This is a genomic window from Nitrococcus sp. (assembly GCF_059432795.1).
Genome location: NZ_JBXWZQ010000112.1, coordinates 14,455 through 38,482 on the forward strand (window position 1 = coordinate 14,455; position 24,028 = coordinate 38,482).

The window sequence follows — 24,028 nt, forward strand, 5'->3', positions numbered from 1 at the left end:
GCTGAGAGGCTCAATAGGAGGGGATGCGGCGCACCTGTCGCCCCGAAAGTCAAGATTGTTCTCGAGAAATGGGGACGCTAGCATACCGTCGTAGTGTCTGCGGTGCTGCTTCAGGGCTAAGGGAGGCCGGGTTTTCCGCTTTGTCGAGGCAGGCGCGTCCAGGGAATTTGCTGGTGCTAGAGAACAACAGGGGAATACTCGAATGAACAAGTCGGAACTGATCGAAGTCGTTGCCGAGTCTGCCGACCTTTCCAAGGCGGCTGCAAGCCGAGCGATCGATGCGTTCGTTGCCTCCGTGACTGATGCTCTTAAGGAAGGCGACCCGGTGACCTTGGTCGGATTTGGCACTTTTACTGTTCGCGAGCGTGCCGCGCGTACCGGCCGCAATCCTCGGACCGGTGAGAGTATCACCATTCCGGCATCCAAAACGCCAGGATTCAAAGCTGGCAAGGCCCTTAAGGATGCAGTAAATTAGGCTGTTGCGTGCGGGGTGGTTAGCTCAGCTGGGAGAGCATCGCCCTTACAAGGCGAATGTCGGGGGTTCGAGCCCCTCACCACCCACCAATGAAAACTGGAGCGGTAGTTCAGCTGGTTAGAATGCCGGCCTGTCACGCCGGAGGTCGCGGGTTCAAGTCCCGTCCGCTCCGCCATTTAGCATTCCGAAAAGGCGCCTCCACGGGCGCCTTTTTATTCGTACTCACCCCACCACCGGGTTGACCGAGCGCAGGTTCGGGCCGTCGCGCGTCCGCGAGACCTGGGCAGGGGCGTGCTGTTCGGTCCAATGTTTAAGGCGCAGGCACAAGGGGTACTACCGGCATGTTGCAGACCATTCGGGATAAAGCTCAGGGCATTGTCGCGTATATCATTGTTGGTCTGCTGATCATCCCCTTCGCCCTTTTCGGCATGTACAACTATTTCACAGGGGGCTCGAATCCTGCTGTCGCGACCGTGAACGGTATCGAAATTACACGCAGTGAACTGGATGCGGCAGTGCAGCGGCAGCAGAGTCAATTGCGTCAAGCGCTGGGTGATCAATACAACGCGGCGATGTTTGATGAGGGGCGTTTGCGCCCGCAAGTGCTCGACCGGCTGATCGACCAAGCCGTGTTGCTGTCGTTTGTTCGCGAACACGGCTTGCGGGTCACGGATGAGGCTCTGCGCTCGGTGGTTCGCAGCCAGCCGTATTTTCGCGTCGATGGTGAATTCTCCAGGGACCGCTACCAAGCGGTTCTACGCCAGAATGGATACTCTGCGGATCAATACGAGGCTCAGTTGCGCCAGGAACAACTATTGCGGCAGCTGGAGCTGGGAATTGCCGGCACCTCCGTGATCACCGAGCAGGATATCGAGCAGTTCGTGGCGCTTGAGCACCAACTCCGTGACTTGGCTTGGCTCAAGGTCGACGCGGCAAAGTTCCGAGGTCAATCCGACGTTGTGGAAAAGGCGATCCAGCAATACTACGATGCCCATAAGCAAGCGTTTACGCAGCCCGAGCAAGTGCGAATCAGTTATATAGAGCTTTCCAAAAATGCCTTGGCAGGCCAGCTGACGCTGGAAGACAAGGCGGTGCGGCAGTTCTACGAGGAGGTCAAAAGCAGTCGATTCACTATCCCGGGGGCGCGCAGGGTTCGTCACATTCTGATCAAATTGGCGAAGGATGCGAGCAAGCAGCAGGTCGCGGCAGGCCGCGAACAAATCGCAGGGTTGCGTCGGCAAATCGAGCAGGGAGGAAGTTTTGCAGAGCTCGCGCGGCGCCATTCGCAGGACACGGGCTCGGCTCGAGAAGGCGGTGACCTCGGGTTCGTCCGTCGGGGCGAGATGGTCGAATCCGTGGAACAAACGGCTTTCAGACTGAAAGAGGGCGAGGTCAGCGAGCCGGTGCGTAGCCGGTTTGGCTGGCACCTGATCAAGGTTGTGGACGTGCGTCCCGAAACGAGCAAGCCCTACAGTGCGGTCGAATCTCAGCTTCGAGAGGAACTGCTTGAGCGACAGCTTGCCAAGCGTTTCTACGAGCTTAGCAATGAGGTGGCCAACTACGCCTACGAGCACCCTGAAAGCCTCGAGCCAGCGGCCGAGAAGTTCGACCTCCAAATACAACAGAGCGGCTGGTTCTCGCAAGTGGGCGCTCGAGAGGGTATCGGCTCCCACCCTGAAGTCGTCAAGGCCGCCTTCAGCGACGACGTGCTCAAAGACGGGCTCAATAGTCAGAGTATTGCCCTCGGCGATGAGCGGCAGGTGGTTTTGCGCGTCGATCAACACAAGCCGGCCGCGGTGCGTCCCATCGAGGAGGTTCGGCATCAGATCCGGGAGCACCTGATCGCTGCCGATGCCGCGGAGAGGGCGCGAGCGCTCGGCGAACGCCTGTTGAGCAAGGCGAGGGAATCGGGAGAGTCTTTAGAATCTTTGGCTGCCGGGGAGGAGTATGTCCAGCACTCCTCCGCGGGATGGGTGCAACGCGCCACTAATAAGGTGCCGACTGCCATCGCCGAGCGAGGTTTTCGCCTTGCGCATCCGAGCGGCGACAAATCGACGCTCGCCGGCATCTCTTTACCCAACGGGGATTACGCCGTGCTGGAGGTGCGTGGTGTGCGGGACGGTGCCCTCGACAACCTCAAGCCAGCCGAGCGTACCCGTGTGCGCCAGGGACTGCATCGCTTGGAGTCCGAATCCACTCTGCAAACGATGATCCATGTGCTGCGTCAACAGGCCGATGTGACGCTCGATCGGAAGCTGACGCCGGAGAGCGGCGAATCGTAACAGGTCTCCGGCGCAACGCGCGTCTCCGGCCTTTTTCGGTCGGTGGGGGCGGTCCACATCAGCAGGTTCGGTTCCGCAGCCATGAAGTGGTGGGCGACCTACGGATCGTCAGCCAGTTCGGCCCCCGATAGAGCGACAGCATGGAAGCCGGCGTCCACATGTAGCACCTCACCGGTGATGCCCAGCGCGAGGTCGGAGCAAAGGAATGCGCTCGCGTTGCCGACATCTTCCAGGGTTACGTTTCGCCGTAACGGTGCGGCCTTGAGGTTGAAGTCCAGCATCTTACGAAAATTGCCAATACCAGACGCCGCCAGGGTCCGCACGGGGCCTGCCGAGACGGCATTTACCCGGATACCGTCGGGGCCGAGATCATGCGCCATGTAGCGTACATTGGCTTCGAGACTTGCCTTGGCGGGTCCCATGACGTTGTAATTCGGCAGCGCGCGTTCGCCGCCTAAATAGGTGAGGGTCAACAGCGCCCCGTTGCGGCCTTGCATCAGTGATCGTGCGGCGCGCGCGAGGGCGATGAAGCTATAGCTGCTGATATCCTGCGCGATCCGAAAGCCCTCGCGCGTCGTGTTATCGACGAAGGAGCCCTGCAGCTCCTCGCGGGGCGCAAACCCGACGGCGTGAACTACGATGTCGACGCCCCCCCAGCGCCTTTCCAGCGTGGCGAAAACGCTCTCGATCTGATCGTCATCGCTAACATCCAAGGGCAATGCGATATCGCTGTCGCATTCCTGCGCACATTGTTCGACGCGTGACTTGAGTTTGTCGTTTTGATAACTGAAGGCGAGCGTCGCACCTTCCCGATGCATGGCCTTGGCGATTCCCCATGCGATGGAGCGATTACTGGCGATCCCAACAACGAGGGCACGTTTGTCGTTTAGGAAACCCATATCAATGTTCCTGGCTACAGTAGCTTGGATGAGGGATTTGAATTCGGCCTGAACCCCGAATCGTTTCTTGCTCGTACGAACGTCGAAGGAGGCACTGCAAGGCATTATGCTGGTGCAGCAGTCGTACTCTTTATTGCTTGATGCTACCATTTTGCAGCTGTATTCGCCGAGGACGACGCGACCCTGGCGCAGGTGAGAGAAGCCGTTTGGTCGAGGATACCCGGTGACCATAAGACAATGCCTGCCGTGCCATCGGTGCAGGACGCCGGTAGGCACCGGCCGTGCCCGCCCGCTAGACGAGCAGCTTAAGCGACTTCATGAATTCGTTCGGCCGTGAGCGTGAATTCCATGGAACCTGTAATTGCCTTGGTCGGGCGGCCCAATGTCGGCAAATCGACATTATTCAATTGCCTCACACGCAGCCGAGACGCATTGGTAGCTGACTTCCCCGAGCTCACGCGCGATCGCCAGTATGGGAGAGGGCGTCTCGGGCCGGGTGCCTATATCGTGGTCGATACCGGTGGTATGGACGCGGCTGAAGGGGAGATCAGGCGAAGCGTTCATGCGCAGGCCTACCGGGCGGTTGCGCAAGCGCAGGCGGTTCTCTTTCTGGTGGATGCGCGCAGTGGGCCAACCGCTGCGGATGAGCAGCTTGCAGCTGATCTGCGCGCTCAGAACAAGCCGTTGTTCCTGGTTGCGAACAAAATCGATGGGGTCGACCGGCAAGCGGCGGCGGCCGATTTTTATACCCTCGGCTTGGGAGAACCATATTTAATAGCCGCCGCCCATGGTACGGGGGTGGCTCGGCTGATGGCGGCTGTGCTGCAGCGTATAACACCGGCGGCAGACGCGGGGCTGGAGCCTCGCCGGGACGAGGGTGCGGACGTCGAGCGCATTCGAGTCGCCATAGTGGGACGGCCGAACGTCGGCAAGAGCACCCTGATCAACCGTTTGCTCGGCGAAGAGCGGGTGCTTGTGCATGACGAGCCGGGTACAACAAGGGATAGCATTTTTATTCCCTTCGAGCGCGACGACGTCCCCTATACGCTCATCGATACGGCCGGGGTGCGGCGGCGCAGCCGAGTCTATGAAACCGTGGAGAAATTCAGCGCCATCAAGACGCTGCAGGCCGTCGCGGCGGCGCATGTCGTGATCTTGCTGCTGAATGCGCATGAGGAAATCGCCGAGCAGGATGCGCGCATTATCAGCTACGTGCTCGATGCCGGTTCTGCGCTGGTGTTAGCGGTAAATAAGTGGGATGGCTTGGAGTCATCGCGCAAGGCGCAGATTCGCCGCGCACTGGAGTTCAAGCTGGGCTTCCTTGATTTTGCTCGGGTGTATTTTATCTCGGCACTTCATGGGACGGGGGTAGGGTTGTTATTCGGGGCGGTGCGCCAAGCCTACGAGTCGTCTTGCCGAGAACTCGAGACGCCGCTGCTCAACCGGATATTGAACGACGCGGTGGCCGCGCACCAGCCGCCCTTGATTCGGGGACGCCGAGTGAAGCTGCGCTATGCTCACCAAGGCGGGCGTAATCCGCCGGTGATCGTTATCCACGGTAACCAGACCGCGCGTTTGGGCTCGGCCTATCGGCGCTATCTGATCAACGCCTTTCGCCATCAGCTAGACCTCTGGGGTACACCGATTCGCCTGGAATTGCGTACCGGCTCGAATCCCTTCGCAGGGCGGGTCAACGTACTAACGGCCCGGCAGCAGGCAAGGCGTAAACGGCTGTTGGCCTTCGTCAAGCGAAACCGCGCGCGAAGCAAACGTCATTGACGTTGAAGACAGTTGTGCAGCGGACATCGGTGGCCGAATCCAGGCCAAGAACACGATGCGATAGAGCGTGCTGTGACGCTCGCACATTTGTAGGCTATCTACTGACGCCCGCCGGCCCGCTCTCTTGAAAAACCCGCAGTCGCGTGCTACATATCGTGGCACGGGTTGTTGCAAAGTTCTTTGCAGCTTTTCTCCACAACAGGGGCGTCGTACGTTGCGCAAGGTTCGCGCGGAGCGCGAGCCGTCGCGTTTAGATGCGGGCGGGCCTTTATTCGAAGACGCGCGCAAGACGTAGAACAATGGATCTCAACGTCTTGGGCAAGGAGGTTAAGCGATGCTGAATGCCCCGAGCAGGCGGCGAGCGCGGTTCAAGCCGGTGTTGTTGGTGTTGGCGGCCATCGGCCTTGGTGTATCCGCGGCGGATACATGGGCGGCTGATGCGTCCGAAGGCGCCACGCTCTTCCAGCAGAAATGCGCGGCCTGCCATACAATTGGTCAAGGCGATACGGTGGGTCCGGACCTCAAGGGGGTCACGGAAAGGCGCGATGAGGCATGGCTGCATAAGTGGCTAAAAGATCCGGCCGGAATGATCGCCTCGGGTGACCCGACCGCCAAACAGCTCAGCGCCAAATACCCCATGACCATGCCCAATCTGGGCTTGAGCGACCCGCAGATCGAAAACCTGATTGCCTATCTAGAGAGTGGCGGCACCGGCGGATCCGGCGCGCAGTCCTCAGCGGGTGGGGCAGCTGCAGCATCCGCTCCGGCAGCGGCCGCGACAGAGAGTGAGGGGTCGGCCGAGCAGGGTGAGCGGTTGTTCACCGGCGACGTGGACTTCCAAAACGGTGGGCCTGCGTGTTCCGCCTGTCACGCGGTCGCCGAAGTTGGCGGTGGCAGCATGGGTCCTGATCTGACCACCACGCACGGCCGCCTCGGTGACGCGATGATCACTTGGCCGGAGGCGATGGCTCCCATGCAGCCGATCTTCTCGAACAAGCCATTGACCGATGCTGAGAAGACCGATCTGCTTGCGTTTTTCAAGGCGAAAGCGTCCGGTCCCAGCCAATCCGCTTCCGGGCCGGTGGGATTGCTTCTCGGGCTGTCGATCGTCGGGGTCGTGGCGCTTGGCGCGATCCTAAGCCTTGTCTGGCGGCGCCGGATTATCGCGGTCCGCGAGCCCATGGTATCGGGTACCAACCGCTGGCGGCGGTGAGAGGTCAGCGTTGCCAATGAATACGATTTCGACGAGGAGAGGTTAAAAAGCTATGGGCTGGATTCAGGATCTTATCAATCCCAAGACACGCCGGTGGGAGGAGTTTTATCGCAACCGCTGGCAGCACGATAACATCTTCCGCAGCACCCACGGCGTAAACTGTACGGGTGGCTGTTCCTGGGCGATTTACGTCAAGGACGGCATCATCACCTGGGAGATGCAGCAGACCGACTATCCCCTGCTCGGGCGAGGCGAGGGCGGTCGCGGCATACCGCCTTATGAGCCGCGCGGCTGCCAGCGCGGTATTTCCGCCTCCTGGTATGTCTACAGCCCGATCCGCGTCAAGTACCCCTACGGCAAGGGCGTGTTGCTGGATTTCTGGCGCGAGGCGCGTTCCAGCCACAACAACCCGATCGAGGCCTGGAGCTCCATCGTCTCAGACGAGAACAAGCGCACGCGCTGGATGAAGGCCCGGGGCAAGGGCGGCTTCCGTCGCACGACCTGGGACGAGCTCCTCGAGCTCATCTCCTCCGCCTGCCTTTACACCGCGCAGAAGTACGGGCCCGACCGCGTAATGGGCTTCTCGCCGATCCCGGCCATGTCCTATCTCTCCTACGCCGCGGGTTCACGCTTCCTGCAGCTCTTCGGCGGCGTCAACATGAGCTTCTACGACTGGTACGCCGACCTGCCCAACTCCTTCCCGGAGATCTGGGGCGATCAGACCGACGTCTGTGAGAGCGCGGATTGGTACAACAGTAAGTTCATCGTGTCGATGGCCTCCAATCTCAACATGACGCGTACCCCGGATGTGCACTTCATTTCCGAGGCGCGCCACGAGGGAGCCAAGTTCGTCGTGCTCTCGCCGGACTTCAGCCAGGTCAGCAAGTACGCCGACTGGTGGATTCCGGTCAAAAAGGGCCAGGACCTGGCGCTGTGGATGGCCGCCGGCCATGTTATCTATACCGAGTTCTACGTCAAGCGCCAAGTGCCGTACTTCATGGACTATACGGCTCGCTACACGGACATGCCGTTCCTGGTCAAGCTGGAGAAGGACGGCGACAGCTACCGCCCCGGGCGCTATCTCACCAGCGAGGAGGTCAAGCGGTACAAGAAGCAGGATAACGCCGCCTGGAAGATGCTCGTGTTCGATGGCAAGAGCAAGGACACCCGCTGCCCGAAGGGTCAGGTTGGGCACCGCTGGCAGAAACAGCATGGCCAGTGGAACCTGCGGATGGAAGACGGTATGGACGACAGCCCCATCGAGCCGGTGCTCACCTTCCTCGGTGAGAGCGACGAGGTCGCGATGGTGCAGTTCCCGGAGTTCGACAACGACAGCATCCTGAAGCGCGGCGTGCCGGCGAAGAAGATCGACACCGGCAACGGCAGCGTGCTGGTGGCGACGGTCTATGACCTCAACATGGGTCAGTACGCGGTCAACCGCGGGCTGCCGGGCGATTACCCGAAGGATTACGACGACCCTGTACCCTACACGCCGGCTTGGCAGGAAAAGCACAGCGGCATCGGGCGGCAGACGGTCATCCGCTTTGCCCGCGAGTTCGCCGGTACCGCCGAGAAGACGCGTGGGCGCTCGATGGTCATCGTCGGGGCGAGTGCCAATCATTGGTATCACAACAACCTGATCTACCGTGCGGCCATCAACTGCCTGATTGCCTGCGGCTGCTGCGGGCGCAACGGCGGCGGCATGAACCATTATGTCGGCCAGGAAAAGCTCACCTTGGTGGCGCCGTGGACGACCTTGGCCCTGAGCCTTGACTGGGGTTCGAAGGCTCGCCTGCAGCAATCGCCGGTTTGGCATTACGTCAACAGCTGCAGCTGGCGATACGAGGGCTCGTTCGAGGAGTACTCTCCCTCTCCTGCGTACGCCAAATTCGCCCGCGGTCACTCGGTTGATCTGGTAGCCAAGTCGGTGCGTCTGGGTTGGATGCCGCACTATCCGCAGTTCAACCGCAGTCCAGTGGAACTTGTCAGCGAGGCAGAGAAGGCGGGTGCGAAGGACGACAAGGGCATCATCGACTACACGGTGCAGGCGCTTAAGAAGAAGAACCTGAGCTTTGCGGTTGACGATCCGGATGCTCCGGAGAACTGGCCGCGGGTGTGGTTCATCTGGCGCGGGAATGCCCTGCAGTCGAGTGCCAAGGGAGCCGAGTATTTCTTGAAGCACTATCTCGGCACGCATAACAATGCGGTGAAGGAGGAGATGGCCAAGCCGCATGTCAAGCACGTGAAGTACCGGGAGCCGGCGCCGCGCGGCAAGTTCGACCTGGTGGTCGATATCAACTTCCGCATGGACACTTCGGCCCTCTACTCGGACATCGTGCTGCCGACGGCGTTCTGGTACGAGAAGAACGACCTCAACACCACGGATTTGCATTCGTTCGTGCATCCGCTGGGTCAGGCGGTGCCGCCGGTGTGGGAGTCCAAGAGCGACTGGGACATCTTCAAGGCGTTCGCCAAGAAGGTCAGCGAGCTCGCTCCGACCGTTTTCTCCGGGCCGGTGAAGGACGTCGTCGCGCAGCCGCTGGGCCACGACACCCCGGACGAGATCGCGCAGCGCGAGGTGCGTGACTGGATGGACGGCGAGTGCGAGCCCATCCCGGGCAAGACTATGCCGAAGATGTTCGTGGTGGAGCGTGATTACAGCCAGATCTACAACAAGTACATCTCGTTCGGACCGGCTGTGGAAAAGAACGGCGTCACCGGCAATGGGTGCAATTTCCCCGTCGCCAAACAGTACAACGAGCTGTGTAACCAGCCCGTTGGCGGCTCGCCGGATCCGCGTCACAAGCGGGCGATCGAGTGGGGCGGTAACCGTTACCCGTGTCTGGAAGACGCGCTGGATGCGGCGAACGTCGTGCTGTACATGGCTCCCGAGACCAACGGCGAGGTCTGCTATCAGGCGTTCAAGTCGGAACAGGAGCACACGGGTGTACCGCTGACCGACCTGGCCGAGCCGTATCGTGGCGTCACGATGACGTTCTACGACCTCACCCGCCAGCCGCGGCGCACCCTGATCAGTCCGTGCTGGACCGGGATGGTCAACGAGGGGCGTGCCTACTCGGCGTGGTGCATCCAGGTGGAGCGTCTGGTGCCGTGGCGGACATTGACCGGCCGTCAGCACATTTACATCGATGCACCTTGGTACATCGATTTCGGCGAGCACCTGTGCACTTACAAGCCGAAGCTCGACTACAAGAAGATCCACGATCTGGATAACAGCCCGATCGATGACAAGACGTTGATCCTCAATTACATCACGCCGCACGGCAAGTGGAATATCCATTCGACGTACAAGGACAACCATCGCATGTTGACCTTGTCGCGCGGCATGGATCCGGTCTGGATCAATGACAAGGACGCGGAGCGTGTCGGCCTGAAGGACAATGATTGGGTTGAGGTCTATAATGACAACGGTGTTATCGTCACGCGTGCCAACGTGAGCCGCCGGGTGCAGTCGGGCATGTGCCTGTACTATCACGCGGTGGAGCGTACGATCTATATACCGAAGTCACAGATCCGCGGCGGCCGTCGGGCGGGAGGTCACAACAGCGTGACGCGTACCCGCATCAACCCGATCTATCTGGCCGGTGGCTATGCGCAGTTCACTTACTTCTTCAACTACTGGGGTCCGACCGGGATCATGACGCGGGATACCCACGTCGCGGTCCGCAAACTCGAGAAGCTCGAGTGGTAGTGTGAACGAGAGGTATACAGCAAGCGGCCGCGCACAACGCGCGGCCGCCACGGTTCGCGATCTCTAGGAGGTTAGAAAAGATGGATATTCGAGCCCAAGTCTCCATGGTTTTCCATCTAGACAAGTGCATTGGTTGTCATACGTGCAGCATCGCATGTAAGAACATCTGGACGGACCGCCAGGGCACCGAGTACATGTGGTGGAACAACGTAGAAACCAAGCCCGGTACCGGTTATCCGACGCAGTGGGAAGACCAGGAAAAGTACAAGGGTGGCTGGGAGCGCGACTCACGCGGGCGGCTCAAACTGAAGCTGCAGGGGCGTGCAGGCGCACTCACCAACATCTTCTACAACCCCAGCCTGCCGACGCTGGACGACTACTACGAGCCCTGGACCTACGATTACAAGAACCTGTTCGATGCCCCCGAGGGTGAGGATCAGCCCACGGCCCGTGCGGTTTCGCTCGTGACCGGCGATTATATGGAGACGCTCGAGGCGGGTCCGAACTGGGACGACGACCTGGGTGGTTCGGAGGTCTATGCGGCCAACGATCCCAACGTCCTGAAGTTGAGCGACTCCGAGCAGCAGTCGTTGAAGAATCTCGAGCAGACGGTGTTCTTCTATCTGCCGAGAATCTGTAACCACTGCCTGAACCCGGGCTGTGTTGCCGCCTGCCCGACGGGTGCTATCTACAAGCGGGGCGAGGACGGCATCGTCCTGATCAGTCAGAATCGCTGCCGCGCATGGCGTATGTGCGTGTCCGGCTGCCCCTACAAGAAGACCTACTTCAACTGGTCAACGGGTAAGTCGGAGAAGTGCATCCTGTGCTACCCGCGTCTGGAGAGCGGCCAGCCGCCGGCGTGCTTCCACTCCTGTGTCGGACGCATCCGCTATATCGGGATGGTGCTTTATGACGCGGACGGGATCGAGCAGGCGGCGCGCTCGCCGGACGATGGCTTGGTAGACGCCCAAAAGGCGTTGATCAAGGATCCGTATGACCCCGAAGTGATCGCGGGTGCGAAGCGCAATGGCATCGGTGACGCAGTGGTTACCGCGGCGCAGAACTCGCCGGTTTACAAGTTCGTGAAGCGCTGGGGTCTGGCGTTGCCGCTGCACCCGGAGTTCCGGACCATGCCGATGCTCTTCTACGTGCCGCCGTTGCTGCCGGTGATCGCATCGATCCGCGACGGGCAGTACGAGACCACGGCGGGAATGGAGGCGGCGCCCGCAGACGAGACCGGGCCGAACCTCAACACCGTCGCGCAGGCGCGCCTACCGATGAGTTATATGGCAAGCCTGTTCACCGCTGGCAACGTCGAGGCGATGAATAAGGTCTACCATAAGCTGGTGGCGGTGCGCATGTACATGCGACAAGAACAGGTCGGAGACCAGAAGGAAGAGGAGGTCCAGGAGGCATTGCGGCGGGCCGAGTTGACCCCGGAGCAGTGCGTATCCATCTTCGAGCTGACATCGCTGCCGACCTTCGAGGAGCGGTTCGTTGTTCCGCCAATGGAGCGGGAGCGGGCAATGGACGGTGAGTTGCCGCCGCTTGACCCGTACAGCCGTAAAGCAGCGGGCGGCTTCGGCTTCAGGGATGCCCCCGCGCGGAGGTTCTAACGTGCGGAGTAGCAGCAATGTAGTAATGGTAGTGCCGAAGCGCGTTTTTACGCTCTTCGGCACCATCCTGGCCTACCCGACAGAAGAGCTCTGTGCCCAAGTGGCGGAGTGTGAGGAGCTTATCGGCGACCGTGCACCAAACGCGGTCGCCGACTTGGCGGCCTTTCGCGAGACGGTCGCGCAGTTCCCCATGGGGTACCTCGAAGAGGTGCATACGGCGTATTTCGACCTCAATCCTGTTTGCCGGCCGTATGTGGGCTATCACCTGTTCGGGGAGACCTACCGTCGTAGTATTTTCATGATCCGGTTGAAGGAACTCTACGCGGAGCATGGGTTCACTTGGGCCGGTACGGAGCTTCCCGATCGTATGTCGGTGTTCCTCACCTTCCTGGGAACCAATCAGGATGATGCGCTCGGACGGGAGCTGATCGACGAGGCCCTGGCACCGGCGATGGCCAAGATGACTGGCATGGATGTTCCTGTGAGTCGTGTCGTGGCGGGTCGCGGCCGGCGGCGGTCGGCTAAAAAGGAGAGAGAGGAGGCCGGCCCGGTACCGGGTGGTGCAGCCTCCGATCCGGAGCTCCCCGGCAGCGGCGACGAGGGGACGGAGCTGCATGGTGACAGTCACGGCGGCAACGTGGAGGGTGGCGTTCTGCTCGAAGGAGTTCAAGAATCGGCGGGAGTGTCGAGCAGCGCTGGATGTTTATATGAAATGCCGCTGCGGTCCCTCGCACGGGTGATACCGTTGCTTTGGGAACCGGGACGGAAGGCGGCCGCGAGCCGCGCTGACCTATAAGAGGAGCAAGCGATGTCGGATGTGATATTTGTGGGGTTGCCCTACGTCGCGGTGGCGCTCGCCATTCTAGTGGGCGTTTATCGTTATAAATCGGATACGTTCTCGTATTCGAGCTTTTCCTCGCAGTTGCTGGAGAACCAGAAACTGTTCTGGGGGTCCGCGCTTTGGCATTATGCGGTCGTATTGATCTTGCTGGCGCATTTTATCGCCTTTCTGATTCCACCGTTGTGGGGCGCGATTATCGGTAGCCCGACGATGACCTTCCTGCTTGAGTCGCTCGGCCTGATTCTGTCTCTGGTCGGCTTCCTCGCGCTGGGCTGGCTGATGATGCGTCGTTTCACGACGCGCCGGATCTATGTTGTCACCACGCGCATGGACTGGGTGGTGGTCGGTCTGCTGTTGTTCCAGATGGCGTTCGGCTTCGTGATGTCGCTGTCGTATCGCTGGGGCGGTGAGTGGTTCGTGAGCAGCACGGCGCCGTGGCTCTGGTCGCTTGTAACGTTTAGCCCGAAGCCCGAGTACGTTACGGCGTTGCCGTTCCTGGTCCAGCTCCACTTCTTCACGGGGTTCCTGCTGATTGCGCTGTTTCCGTTCTCTCGGTTGGTCCACTTGGTTGCCTTCCCGATCGGTTACCTGTGGCGGCCGTACCAGCGCGTGATCTGGAACCGGGCACCGCGCCCAGGTCCGGGGTTCCGCACCTCCTGAACGACAGTGGTTGGGTTGCAATAAAGGGCGCGTCATTGTAGGTGGTGCGTCGCAAATTCAGCCAACAATACAGCGTCAGCGCCCGCCAGGCTCGGCAGTAAATCCTCAGCATTTGCGGTCGAGTGTGGCGGGCGCTTCCGTTTGTTACGAACTGTCAACTCGGGATCGCGGCTCAATGGCAAGGGGTGTACATTCGCGTACACGGCAAAGAGGGTGCCTCTGCGAGACATAAGGTATTCGGTTGGCAGGCTCACTTAGAAAGCAAAGCTAAGCGGGTTCCGATTTCTGAACAAAAGAAGAAGCGTGTGCAGGAACACGCATCCGGAATACCCTGTGTTGAATGACACTTTGATGTAGAGTCGATTAGGATCGGGGTTCGGCATGCCCGCCGATTGGCCAAGCGGGACCGGCACGCGACGTTGAAGGGCGGTGCGGTACAGTATTGGATTGGGACCCTTGCGCGAGAACAAAAGGTATTTCACCCGACTTAGGAGGTAGCACGTGGCTTATATCGCTTTATCGATCAAGAGTGTGAGGATATCGGCTGAGGAAGGATTCCGTGTCGTCGAGATTGCCGGCATAGAGATGCGTGATGGCGAGCCGACGGGTGAGACGTTTCATCGCTACATCAACCCGGGTGTTGAAGTCGACGAGGAGGCGTTGAAGGTCCATGGGCTAAGTTCGGCTAAGCTGGCAGACAAGCCCCTTTTTGCGGAAATCGCGCCGTATTTCTGTGACTTTATTCGGGGTCGGGCCGTCATCGCTTACGAGCTCGATCAGGTCGCTGTCCTCGAGAGGGAGTTCACCCACCTCATGGGTAGGCTGTTGCCTCCTTGGAAAAGCGGCGGCTGGGACCTGGACGAGCAGTGCAGTCTGCAGTCGTTGTCGATGCTAGCGCGGGTTGTGGAAGTTCCGGGTGACGAGCTGGCGGAAATCTGCGCGCACTATGACGTAGAACCGGCGCGGGATGCCGGTGCGGAAGCAGAGGCAAAATGCGTCGGGGCCGTATATGCGGCGATCGAACCGGACTTGATTGCGTGGGAGCAGGAACACGGCGAGCTGGTGATTAGCGATCCGGATGCGTAGTCTGCCGTGAAGTTCTGCGCGTGGCGAAGCCTCGGGAGTTTCTGACCGAAAATCAGCCGGTGGTTGACAGAGCGCCCAAGAGGTAAGCAATCACACGTCGTTCGAGCCAGTATTCAGGCGTCCAGGGCCAACGTCCCTCCACGAACCCAACATGGCTACCGCCAGGGGTAATCTCCAGTTGGACAGCGGGTGAAAGGTGGACACGGGTTAAGGTTGGCGGAGGGACGAAAGGGTCGTCCTTCGCGTGGATCATTAACGTATTGTGCTTGATTCCTTCTAGGTGAGGGCCGCAACTGCAGCGCTGATAGCAATCGGCGGCGTCAATGTAGCCATGCAGCGGTGCGGTGATTCGCTCGTCAAAGGCACGTAACGAGTGGATGGTGTGCATTGGCGGAATGGGGATCGGTGCGGTTTCCAGTTTGGGAAATCTGGCAAGTACAAGGCGCTTTAGGTGGCGCAATAGATCCCATTGGTAGATGCGGGCGGAACGCCGGTTCAGGGCCTGGGCGCAGGTGGCGAGATCAAGGGGTGTAGAGATAGCGACGGCGGCGGCTACGGGCGCGTTAGAATCGGCAACGAGCCAATTGAGCAGGATACTGGCTCCAAGCGAGAAGCCGACCACTGCGATGGGGCGCTCCGGGAGGATCCGGCGTAATTGGTGAACGACGGCTCGAAGATCCTGCCAGGCACCGGCATGGTACAGAGGACCGCCGCGGCTCGGGGGCGACCCGACGCCGCGGTACTCCATGACAATTCCTTGCAGAGCGTTTTGACTCAGTACGCGGAGCATTCCAAGCGCGTAAGGAGAGCTAGCGCAACCGCCGAGCCCGTGCAGGATCAGTACGACTGGACCATGCTGGTGAGGTCCCCAGACCAAGCTGACACAATCGTCGTCGGGGAGCGTGACGTACTGACGCCGGACGGGGACTTTAGGCCGCGGGCGTGCCAGTGCGGGCCAAAGCGTCTGGCAATGTCCTCCAGGTAACCACCAGGCGGGCTCAAAGCGGGATACGGTATTATCAGTGGCGCTTGTCTTGCGCAACGCGTCACCCGGCAATATTTTCAACCCGCCTTGTCGGGGCGTTGGTTATGGCAAGGCATTACTGGTGCGCACGGTTGTCGATCAGGTTCGTTACGACCGACGGATCAGCGAGCGTGCTGGTGTCTCCCAGATTTTCCAACTCGTTGGCGGCGACCTTGCGCAGGATGCGGCGCATGATTTTCCCTGAGCGCGTCTTTGGCAAAGACGGTGCCCATTGAATGATATCCGGCTTAGCGATTGCGCCGATTTCCTTGCGTACCAGGTCGGTCAACTCTTGGCGTAGGGCGTCCGAGGGGGCATTGCCTTTCACGAGAGTGACATAAGCGTAGACGCCCTGACCTTTGATCTCATGCGGATAACCCACCACGGCGGCCTCCGCGACGGCGGGGTGGAGAACCAGGGCACTCTCGATCTCCGCTGTGCCCATGCGGTGGCCGGATATGTTGAGGACGTCGTCGACACGGCCCGTAATCCAATAGTAGCCGTGCTCATCACGCCGGGCACCGTCGCCGGTGAAATACATGCCCGGGTATTGACTGAGATAGGTGCTAATAAACCGGTCGTGGTCGCCGTAAACGGTTCGCATCATGCTTGGCCAAGCCCGGGCAATGTACAGGTTGCCCTCTCCGGGCCCATCCACCACGTTGCCTTCGTTATCGAGCAGTTGCGGTTCAACGCCGAAAAAAGGCAAGGTCGCTGATCCGGGCTTGAGATCCGTTGCGCCGGGCAACGGGGAGATCATGATCGTCCCGGTCTCCGTTTGCCACCATGTGTCTACGATGGGGCAGCGGCTCTCGCCGACGACGTGGTAGTACCATTCCCAAGCTTCCGGATTAATCGGCTCCCCGACCGTGCCGAGAAGGCGGAGGCTGCGACGGCTTGTTCTGTTGACCGCTTCGTCACCCTGACCCATTAGGGCGCGGATCGCCGTGGGCGCCGTATAGAAAATGTTCACCTGGTGCTTGTCGATGACTTGCCAGAAACGAGAGGCGTCCGGATAAGTGGGTACGCCCTCGAAAAGCAGCGTCACCGCACCGTTCGCCAGTGGTCCGTATACGATATACGAATGTCCTGTCACCCACCCGACATCCGCGGTGCACCAATAAACTTCCTGCTCGTGGTAGTCGAAAACGAACTTATGCGTCATAGCAGCCTGGAGCAGGTAGCCACCCGTCGTGTGGAGCACGCCCTTGGGTTTCCCGGTGGAACCGGACGTGTAAAGGATGAAAAAGGGGTCCTCGGCGTCCATGGGCTCAGCTGGGCATTCCGTGGCGGCTTCGCCCAATGCGTCGTGGTACCAGAGGTCACGTCCCTCCACCCACGCAACGTCACTGCCGGTGCGCCGGACGGTGAATACCGTATTGACGTGAGGGCATCGTTCCAGGGCGCGATCGGCGTTTTCTTTCAGCGCGATCGTCCGCCCGCCGCGCACGCCTTCGTCAGCGGTTATCAAAGTGCGGCAATCCGAGTCCCGTATTCGATCGCAAAGCGCTTGCGAGGAGAAACCACCAAACACCACGGAATGCACCGCGCCGATGCGGGTGCAGGCGAGCATCGCTACGACGGCCTCAGGAATCATCGGCAGATAAATGCAGACCCGATCCCCCTTGCCGACGCCGCGCGCTTTGAGCGCGTTGGCGAAGCGGCAGACCTGCTCATGCAGTTCGCGGTAACTGATGCGCTTGTCATCGTCCGGCTCGTCACCCTCCCAGATCAGGGCGGTTTGATCGCCACGGGAATCAAGGTGCCGATCGAGGCAGTTGTAACTGACATTGAGTGTACCGCCCTCAAACCACCGGATATCGCCTTGTTTCAGGTCGGCGTAGCAGACGCGGTCCCAATGCTTGAACCAGGTAAGAAACGTACCGGCTTGTTCGGCCCAGAAGCTTTCCGGATCGTTGATCGAGCGCCGGTAAAGCTGCTCGTATTGATTGTGGTTTACGAACGCATGCTCGGCGACGGCGGCGGGAACCGGATACACTTTTGATTCGGACATCCTGCTTCTCCTCCGTACTGGATGTATCCGCAGATAGTAGCTGGCGGCGCTTTGTGAGTCGTCAAACGACGTGCGCGCCCTATACGGTTGCCATAAACTGGCAATCGATCCGCACTCGCCTGGCGGAACCACCCCTAATCAGATTAGCAGAGCTGAATACGCGTTTTCGGAGTGCCCGCTCCGCCCGTTACGGACTACGAGCCGTAGCCGAGTCCGTTAGCGGCTGGAACAGGCCAGTGCCGCAACCCCCACTCCAATAGATCCTTTGGCGGAGCAAGCCGCAGCTCGGCCGGCGGGCTCTGACCGAGAAACGTCAATGCGCTAAACAGCCATGAGCCGGCCCGGCGCGGATCAACCGGCGGCGCATGCGTCTGCTTACTCAGCTTTTTGCCCAGGGCGTTAACGGCAATTGGCAGATGCAGGTAACGTGGTTTCGGCAGGCCGAGGCTCTTCTGGAGGAGAATCTGTGGTGGTGTGCAATCCAATAGATCGCCACCACGCACGACGTCGGTCACCCCGAGAGCGGAATCGTCCACTACGGTGGCCAAATGGTAGGCGCACAGGCCATCCGCCCGGCGTATCACAAAGTCGCCGACCGTGTGCTCCACGCTCACTCGCTGGATGCCGGTGCGGCTGCGATCCCGGAAATGAATCGGAGTAGAGCGGCTCAGCATGCGCCACGTACGCGCCGAGCGCCCGGCAGGCAGGCCGGCGCGACAGGTCCCGGGGTAGATATGTCCCGCTGCGCCGAGGCGACCGGCGCGCCGAATGTCACTGCGTGAACACCCGCAAGGAAAGGCCAGCCCGCTGACTTGCAGGCGTTCAATCGCCGCGCGATAAGCGTCCTCACGCTGACCTTGGTAGACCACCGGACCGTCCCAGCACAAACCGAATTGATCCAGCGTTCTCAATATCGAACTGTCGGCACCCGGCACGACGCGTGGACGATCGAGATCGTCGATGCGCACCGCCCAGCGGCCGTTGTGGGCGCGTGCATCCAGCCAGCTCCCCAAGGCGGCCACCAGCGAGCCGAAGTGCAGCGCTCCCGTCGGGCTCGGCGCAAAACGTCCACAGTACATCCTCCGACGGTGCGGTACCGGCGGTTGCCTGTCAACGTGTTCGCAGCGCATTACTTGATGTCAAGCAAACCACGGCGCTTGTTCACATGCCGGGAACTCGAATCGATATGAAACGTCGGCGACTGACCGTCGCGCCAGCCGGGCATCATGAGTAACGAGAAATCGCAGCCAGACACGTTTATGGCGCGCAATCGCTGGGGTTGGTCATTGCGGCGTTGCTCGCTTATACGGTACGGTTTCTGATATCCGCCTGCAGCAGGGTTGCGCCGATTACCGCGGTGGGCATGGCCACCAGGTTAACAAACGGAATAATGGTCATGCAGAGCACTCCGGCGCCGAATCCCAAATGGAGTAGTCGATGCTCGTGGGTCATGCGCCGCTGTTCGCGAAACGGCACACCCCGATTGCCTAGGGGGTAGTCAACATATTCCAGAGCGATGATCCAAGCGCCGAAAAGGCCCCAAAGAAACGGCGCCACGATCTGCACGACCGGGATAATGAACAGAATCATGAGGGGTATGCCGAGCAGGGCGAAATAGGCTATTTTGCGCAGCTCGTCGGTGATTGCGGTGAGCGCTTCAACGAGAAACGCTGCACCGCTTGGTGTATCCAGCGGGGCCTTCCCGGTCGCATGCTGCTCTACCCGGGCGGAGAGCAGGCTGTTGAAGGGGGAGCCAATTAGATTGGCAAGGGCCGTGAACGTGTAAAACATCACCACCACCGCCGCCAGCAGGAAAATGGGCCACAGCAGCCAACGGATGGTTCCTTCCAAAAAAATCAGCACTTGGCTGAACATCCCGCTATGTTCGGCCGGTGTTGCCGGCGGCAGAAGCCACATCAGCAATGCGTGGAACGACTCGGCACCCCACCAGAACAAGCCGGCGAACACCAGCACATTAATTGCGATGGGTAGCAGTACGAAACGCCGCAGTCCTCTGGCGGTAAGGAGCTGGAAGCCCTGGGGAACATAGGTGATACCGCGGAGAAAATCCGTCAACATGATGCGCCTATATGGATAGGGTGGCAGCCGATAACTTGCTTGTTCGCCGGAGCGCTGGCGATCGATTCGATACGCCCGAGCTGGGGGGTGAAGGGCATGCCATTATCCCTGAACCCGCCCGCCACGATGCCGCCCAGCCTGGAGTAAAGCAAGGCCGGCTACCGAGCGCTGCGGTGGGGGGCGGGCGCGGCGCCCCGGGGCTCAAGGCAACTGAACGGGCTGTGGAGGCTGCCAGCCCGCCTGACGATGCTCCGCGACGACCGTGGTATAGATGCCACCCCTTACGTTGAATTCGGCGGTCAGTCGCGCAAAGCGCGGGCCGAGCGCCTCGATAATATCGGTGAGGATGCGGTTGGTCACCGCCTCATGAAAAGCGCCGACGTCCCGGTATGACCAAATATATTGCTTGAGCGATTTGAGCTCCACACAATGCTGATCCGGGACATAGTAGAGATGTAGTGTGGCGAAATCCGGCTGTCCGGTTTTGGGGCACAGACAGGTGAACTCCGGAATTCGTATATGAAGTGTATAGTCACGTTCTGGCTGCGGATTCGCAAACGTGATCAATTCCGGGTTCGGCGTAGCCATCGATCTCCACAACGCCATACGAGCTTCTGGGAAAATAAAATTATACTGTCTGCCATGTGCTGGAACCAGCGTACCGCGTCGCTTCCGTGAGCAGCAGCGTGAACGACGGCGTTGGCCGAGCTGGCCGCTAAAGGTTGGCGGCCCCCAATCTGCCGTATCGGCAGCAGCTTATAAGAATGGAATCCGATGCGTCTGAGCAAGATCAAGCTGGCCGGTTTCAAGTCCTTCGTCGAGCCAACGACCGTCCCATTGCCCGGAAATATCGTCGGGGTCGTGGGACCCAATGGCTGCGGCAAGTCCAATATAATTGACGCAGTACGCTGGGTCATGGGCGAGAGTTCCGCGAAATATCTGCGCGGCGAGTCCATTGTCGATGTCATATTCAATGGCTCCGAGTCCCGTAAACCGGTGAGCACCGCTTCCATCGAGCTTGTCTTTGACAATTCGGATGCCGCCATCGGCGGTAAATACGCCGCCTATAATGAGATTTCCCTTCGCCGTCAGGTCAATCGCGAGGGGCAATCAGCCTATTATTTCAACGGGACTCGCTGTCGTCGTCGAGACATAACTGACGTTTTCCTTGGTACCGGTCTCGGTCCACGCAGCTACTCCATTATTGAGCAAAGCATGATTGCCCGCCTGATCGAGGCCCGCCCGGAAGAGCTCCGCGCGCACCTGGAGGAGGCCGCCGGTATTTCAGTCTACCGGGAACGGCGCAAAGAGACCGAGCGCCGGATGCACGATACTTTGGAAAACCTTGGGCGTCTGGACGACATTCTCAGCGAGTTGGGGCGTCAGCTCGACAAGCTCAAGCGTCAAGCGCAGGCGGCGGAGCGCTATCGCGCGCTGAAGGTCGAACACCGCGAACGCCAAGCCCAACTTTATGCGCTTAGATTGCAGGCCTTGATCGGAGAGCAGGAGAGTGTGCTTCGCCAGCGCTCGACCCAGGAAAGTGAGCTCGAGGCAGGGCTCGCTCGGCAACGGGAATTGGACAGCGAAGTCGAGCAGTACCGCGCCCGTTACGTGGAGGGCAACGACTGTGTCAATGAGCTGCAGGCTCAATGCTACGCTGCTGCCAGCGAGATCACGCGGCTCGAGCAACAGATACAGCATCGACGAGAGATGCGGGAGGCGAGTCGCCAGGAGCTGGAGCGAAACCGCGAGGCGTTGTCCGAGGTCGAACGCAGCTTGGAAGAGGATGGTGAGAAGCTGGCGAAGCTGAAGGCGGAGCACGACGAGCTCGCGCCGGCGGTAAACGAGGCGGTGGCGGCCGAGCAGGTGGCGCGGGAAGCGGTTGAGTCATTGCAGCATCAGCTCGAAGAATGGCGCCACCGCTGGGATCGGTTCAGCGACGATGCGGCGCAAGCGTTGCGAGTGGTGCAAGTCGAGCGTGCCCGAATCGATCAGCTGGAGCAGCGCTGCGCTGAACTTGCCCAGCGCGATCAGCGCTTGCAGCAGGAAGCGGAGCGATTACTCGGCGATGATCCACAGGCGGAGCTGGAGGCGCTCGATGAGCGCGAGCGCGTGCTGCTTGAGCAGAGAGACGAGCTGCAGGCGGATCATCAAGCGCAACAGGAGGAAATCGACGGGGTGCGTGAGCGGATGGTGCAGCTCAGCACCGCGATAGATGAGATCCGTGAGGCGGTGCATCGTGACCGAGCCCGACTCACCTCGCTGGAGACGATACAGCAAGCCGCTTTGGGCGAGGATGAAGCGCTGCGCAGCTGGCTTGAACGTGTCGAGCTCGCTAGTGAGCCCCGGCTCTCGCAATCGGTCGAAGTGCAGCCGGGTTGGGAGCTTGCCGTGGAGACGGTTCTGGGCTCGGCCCTGCAGGCCATTGTTACTGAATGCGCATGGGTGGGTGAGGAGGCGGGGAGGCCGCCTTCTGCGGGAGCCGTGATGTTGTTCAGGCCAGGGCCCGACGAAGCGCCTGTGAGCCCGCAGCTGGGATCCACCCCGGCGTTGCGGGACAAGGTGAGTGCGCCGTGGGCCTTGGACGATCTGCTCGGTCGTGTTTACTGTGTCGATGATCTGAGTTCGGCGTGCACGCTGGCGGCGGATCTCGAGGCGCATGAGTCCATCGTTACGCCGGACGGGACCTGGCTGGGTCGACGATGGTTGCGCGTGCCGGGAACCAACAACCCCGCCGAGGGGGCGATCGCGCGCCAGCGCGAGCTCGAGTCGCTGCATGCCGGCGTTGCTGATTGGGAGGAGCGTTTGACGCTGCGGCGCGCCGAATACGCGGATTTATGCTCGAAGCTAACCGGCGCGGAGTCGGGTTTCGAGGCGCGCCGTGAGGCGCTGGCGGCCCTCCAGGGAGACCTCACCGGCATCCGTGCCCGGGTGGAGAGCCTCGAGCATCGCCGTAAGCAATTTCAACAGCGGCGCGTCGCCATCGATCAGGAGCGGGCGGAGATTGCCGCGGCCAGGCAGGATGCGGCCACGGCAATACGATCTGCCGGCGAGCGCCTCCAAGAGGCGACGGAGCGTAGCGAGTCACTCGCTCGTGAGCGGCCATCGCACAGAGAGGAACGCGAGCGCCTGCAAGAGCAGCTCGCCACAGAACAAGAACGCTTTCATGAGTTGCAGTCGCGGCGTCATGAGCTTTCCCTGCAGGAGCAAAGCGTGACGACGGCACGCACAGCACTGGAAGAGTCCGCCATACGGTTGCAAGAGCGGCGTCAACGGTTGCTGATGCGGGATGGCGAGCTTGACGAAGCGCTAGGAAAGCAGGATCTGCCCGAAGCCGAGCTCGAAAGTGAACGTGAACGCTTGGCGGCACAGCGGCCGGCGCTCGATGAGCGGTTGCTCGAGGCGAGAGCGCAACTCGATGAGTCTGAGCGCGCGCTTCGCGAGCGCGAACCACGGCGGAGCGAGGCAAGCCAGCGCGTGGCCGAGCTACGCAGCTCTCTGGAAACCGTACGGTTGCGCGAGCAGGAGTTGAAGCTCCGGGCGCAGACGCAGGCTGAGCAACTCGACGAGCTTGGATATGACCGGGAGACGGTAACAACCGGCTTGGATCCGGAGTTGACAGAACGGGCCTGTGCCGAGGCGCTAAGCCGCCTAGAGGGCCAGATCAACCGCATCGAGCCTGTCAACCTCGCGGCGATTGACGAATGTCGGGACTTGGAAGAGCGCAAGGCTTACCTCGAGCGCCAGCACGGTGATCTTCGTGTTGCGCTGCAGACGCTGGATAGCGCTATCCGCCACATCGAGCAGGAGACCCGGCGGCGCTTTAAGGAGACCTTCGAGCAGGTCGACCAAAGGTTGCGGGTTTTGTTTCCCCGACTCTTCGGTGGCGGCCAGGCTCATCTCGAGCTATCCGGCGAGGATCTTTTGGAGGCCGCGATCACGATCATGGCGCGGCCACCGGGCAAGAAGATCACGAGCATTCAGCTGCTCTCGAGCGGCGAGAAGGCGCTGACCGCCGTCTCTTTGATTTTTGCTCTGTTCGAGCTCAATCCCGCGCCGTTTTGTATGCTCGACGAAGTCGATGCGCCGCTCGATGAGGCCAACGTAGGCCGCTTTTGCGACATGCTCCGAGAGCAAAGCGAGCGTGTCCAGTTCATTATGGTCACGCACAACAAATCCACCATGCAGGCGGCCAGTCACCTGCTCGGCATTACTATGAACGAGCCCGGAGTTTCGCGATTGGTGGCGGTGGATCTGGCTCGGGCTGCAGAGCTGGCGGCGGTTTGAATCGACTAAGGGGTTGAGGTTCGCCCGCGCCGGGTGCAGTCTGTGAAATCGCAAGGGTACG

16 protein-coding genes and 2 tRNA genes are annotated in these 24,028 nt (G+C 60.5%); 12 read left to right on the forward strand and 6 right to left on the reverse strand.

The features are described 5' to 3' along the window. Positions 1–202: 202 nt before the first annotated feature. The 4 genes from AC52Q4_RS08285 (at position 203) to AC52Q4_RS08300 (ending at position 2,757) form a co-directional block, all read left to right on the forward strand. Positions 203–475 carry an HU family DNA-binding protein gene (locus tag AC52Q4_RS08285; RefSeq protein WP_495536321.1) on the forward strand — a complete coding sequence of 91 codons (273 nt, stop codon included), beginning with the start codon at positions 203–205 and terminating at the stop codon, positions 473–475. Between the two features lie 13 nt (positions 476–488). Next, positions 489–564: transfer RNA gene (locus AC52Q4_RS08290), tRNA-Val, on the forward strand. A gap of 9 nt (positions 565–573) precedes the next feature. Next, positions 574–650 (forward strand) — tRNA-Asp (locus AC52Q4_RS08295). 166 nt (positions 651–816) lie between these two features. Beyond that, positions 817–2,757 (forward strand): SurA N-terminal domain-containing protein, encoded by a 1,941-nt coding sequence (locus tag AC52Q4_RS08300; protein ID WP_495536322.1) that lies wholly within the window; start codon positions 817–819, stop codon positions 2,755–2,757. Between the two features lie 98 nt (positions 2,758–2,855). Here the strand turns inward: AC52Q4_RS08300 and AC52Q4_RS08305 are convergent, their stop codons facing one another. Next, positions 2,856–3,656, reverse strand: coding sequence for an enoyl-ACP reductase FabI (locus AC52Q4_RS08305; protein ID WP_495536382.1), 801 nt, complete (start codon positions 3,654–3,656; stop codon positions 2,856–2,858). A 348-nt stretch (positions 3,657–4,004) separates the two neighbouring features. Between AC52Q4_RS08305 and der the strand changes: the two genes are divergently transcribed. The 7 genes from der to AC52Q4_RS08340 all read left to right on the forward strand — a co-directional run bounded on the left by der (position 4,005) and on the right by AC52Q4_RS08340 (position 14,563). Beyond that, on the forward strand, positions 4,005–5,435 hold the full coding sequence (gene der / locus AC52Q4_RS08310) for a ribosome biogenesis GTPase Der (RefSeq protein WP_495536383.1): 1,431 nt from the start codon (positions 4,005–4,007) through the stop codon (positions 5,433–5,435). Between the two features lie 334 nt (positions 5,436–5,769). Next, the gene (locus AC52Q4_RS08315; protein WP_495536323.1) at positions 5,770–6,648 is read left to right on the forward strand and encodes a c-type cytochrome; all 879 of its coding nucleotides are present in this window, start codon (positions 5,770–5,772) and stop codon (positions 6,646–6,648) included. 52 nt (positions 6,649–6,700) lie between these two features. After that, positions 6,701–10,360 (forward strand): nitrate reductase subunit alpha, encoded by a 3,660-nt coding sequence (locus tag AC52Q4_RS08320; RefSeq protein ID WP_495536324.1) that lies wholly within the window; start codon positions 6,701–6,703, stop codon positions 10,358–10,360. 80 nt (positions 10,361–10,440) lie between these two features. Then, the gene (gene narH / locus AC52Q4_RS08325; protein ID WP_495536325.1) at positions 10,441–11,976 is read left to right on the forward strand and encodes a nitrate reductase subunit beta; all 1,536 of its coding nucleotides are present in this window, start codon (positions 10,441–10,443) and stop codon (positions 11,974–11,976) included. A 25-nt stretch (positions 11,977–12,001) separates the two neighbouring features. Further along, positions 12,002–12,772, forward strand: a complete 771-nt coding sequence (locus tag AC52Q4_RS08330) for a nitrate reductase molybdenum cofactor assembly chaperone (RefSeq protein ID WP_495536326.1) — start codon at positions 12,002–12,004, stop codon at positions 12,770–12,772. A gap of 12 nt (positions 12,773–12,784) precedes the next feature. Continuing rightward, on the forward strand, positions 12,785–13,477 hold the full coding sequence (narI, locus tag AC52Q4_RS08335; protein ID WP_495536327.1) for a respiratory nitrate reductase subunit gamma: 693 nt from the start codon (positions 12,785–12,787) through the stop codon (positions 13,475–13,477). Positions 13,478–13,978: 501 nt separating this feature from the next. Then, positions 13,979–14,563: an exonuclease domain-containing protein gene (locus AC52Q4_RS08340; RefSeq protein WP_495536328.1), complete on the forward strand. Its 585-nt coding sequence runs from the start codon at positions 13,979–13,981 to the stop codon at positions 14,561–14,563. A gap of 52 nt (positions 14,564–14,615) precedes the next feature. Here AC52Q4_RS08340 and AC52Q4_RS08345 read toward each other — a convergent pair whose 3' ends face one another. From AC52Q4_RS08345 to queF, 5 genes are all read right to left on the reverse strand, one after another. Next, positions 14,616–15,629: a YheT family hydrolase gene (locus tag AC52Q4_RS08345; protein WP_495536329.1), complete on the reverse strand. Its 1,014-nt coding sequence runs from the start codon at positions 15,627–15,629 to the stop codon at positions 14,616–14,618. 34 nt (positions 15,630–15,663) lie between these two features. Then, on the reverse strand, positions 15,664–17,601 hold the full coding sequence (acs, locus tag AC52Q4_RS08350; protein ID WP_495536330.1) for an acetate--CoA ligase: 1,938 nt from the start codon (positions 17,599–17,601) through the stop codon (positions 15,664–15,666). 194 nt (positions 17,602–17,795) lie between these two features. Further along, positions 17,796–18,680, reverse strand: coding sequence for a tRNA glutamyl-Q(34) synthetase GluQRS (gene gluQRS / locus AC52Q4_RS08355; RefSeq protein ID WP_495536331.1), 885 nt, complete (start codon positions 18,678–18,680; stop codon positions 17,796–17,798). Positions 18,681–18,903: 223 nt separating this feature from the next. Further along, positions 18,904–19,680, reverse strand: coding sequence for a sulfate transporter CysZ (gene cysZ, locus AC52Q4_RS08360; RefSeq protein WP_495536332.1), 777 nt, complete (start codon positions 19,678–19,680; stop codon positions 18,904–18,906). A 201-nt stretch (positions 19,681–19,881) separates the two neighbouring features. Then, a complete protein-coding gene (queF, locus tag AC52Q4_RS08365) occupies positions 19,882–20,268 on the reverse strand; it encodes a preQ(1) synthase (RefSeq protein WP_495536333.1) in 387 nt (128 codons plus the stop codon). 186 nt (positions 20,269–20,454) lie between these two features. On the opposite strand from queF, the gene smc reads away from it, so the two are divergent. Then, positions 20,455–23,967, forward strand: coding sequence for a chromosome segregation protein SMC (gene smc, locus AC52Q4_RS08370; protein ID WP_495536334.1), 3,513 nt, complete (start codon positions 20,455–20,457; stop codon positions 23,965–23,967). Positions 23,968–24,028 lie beyond the last annotated feature (61 nt).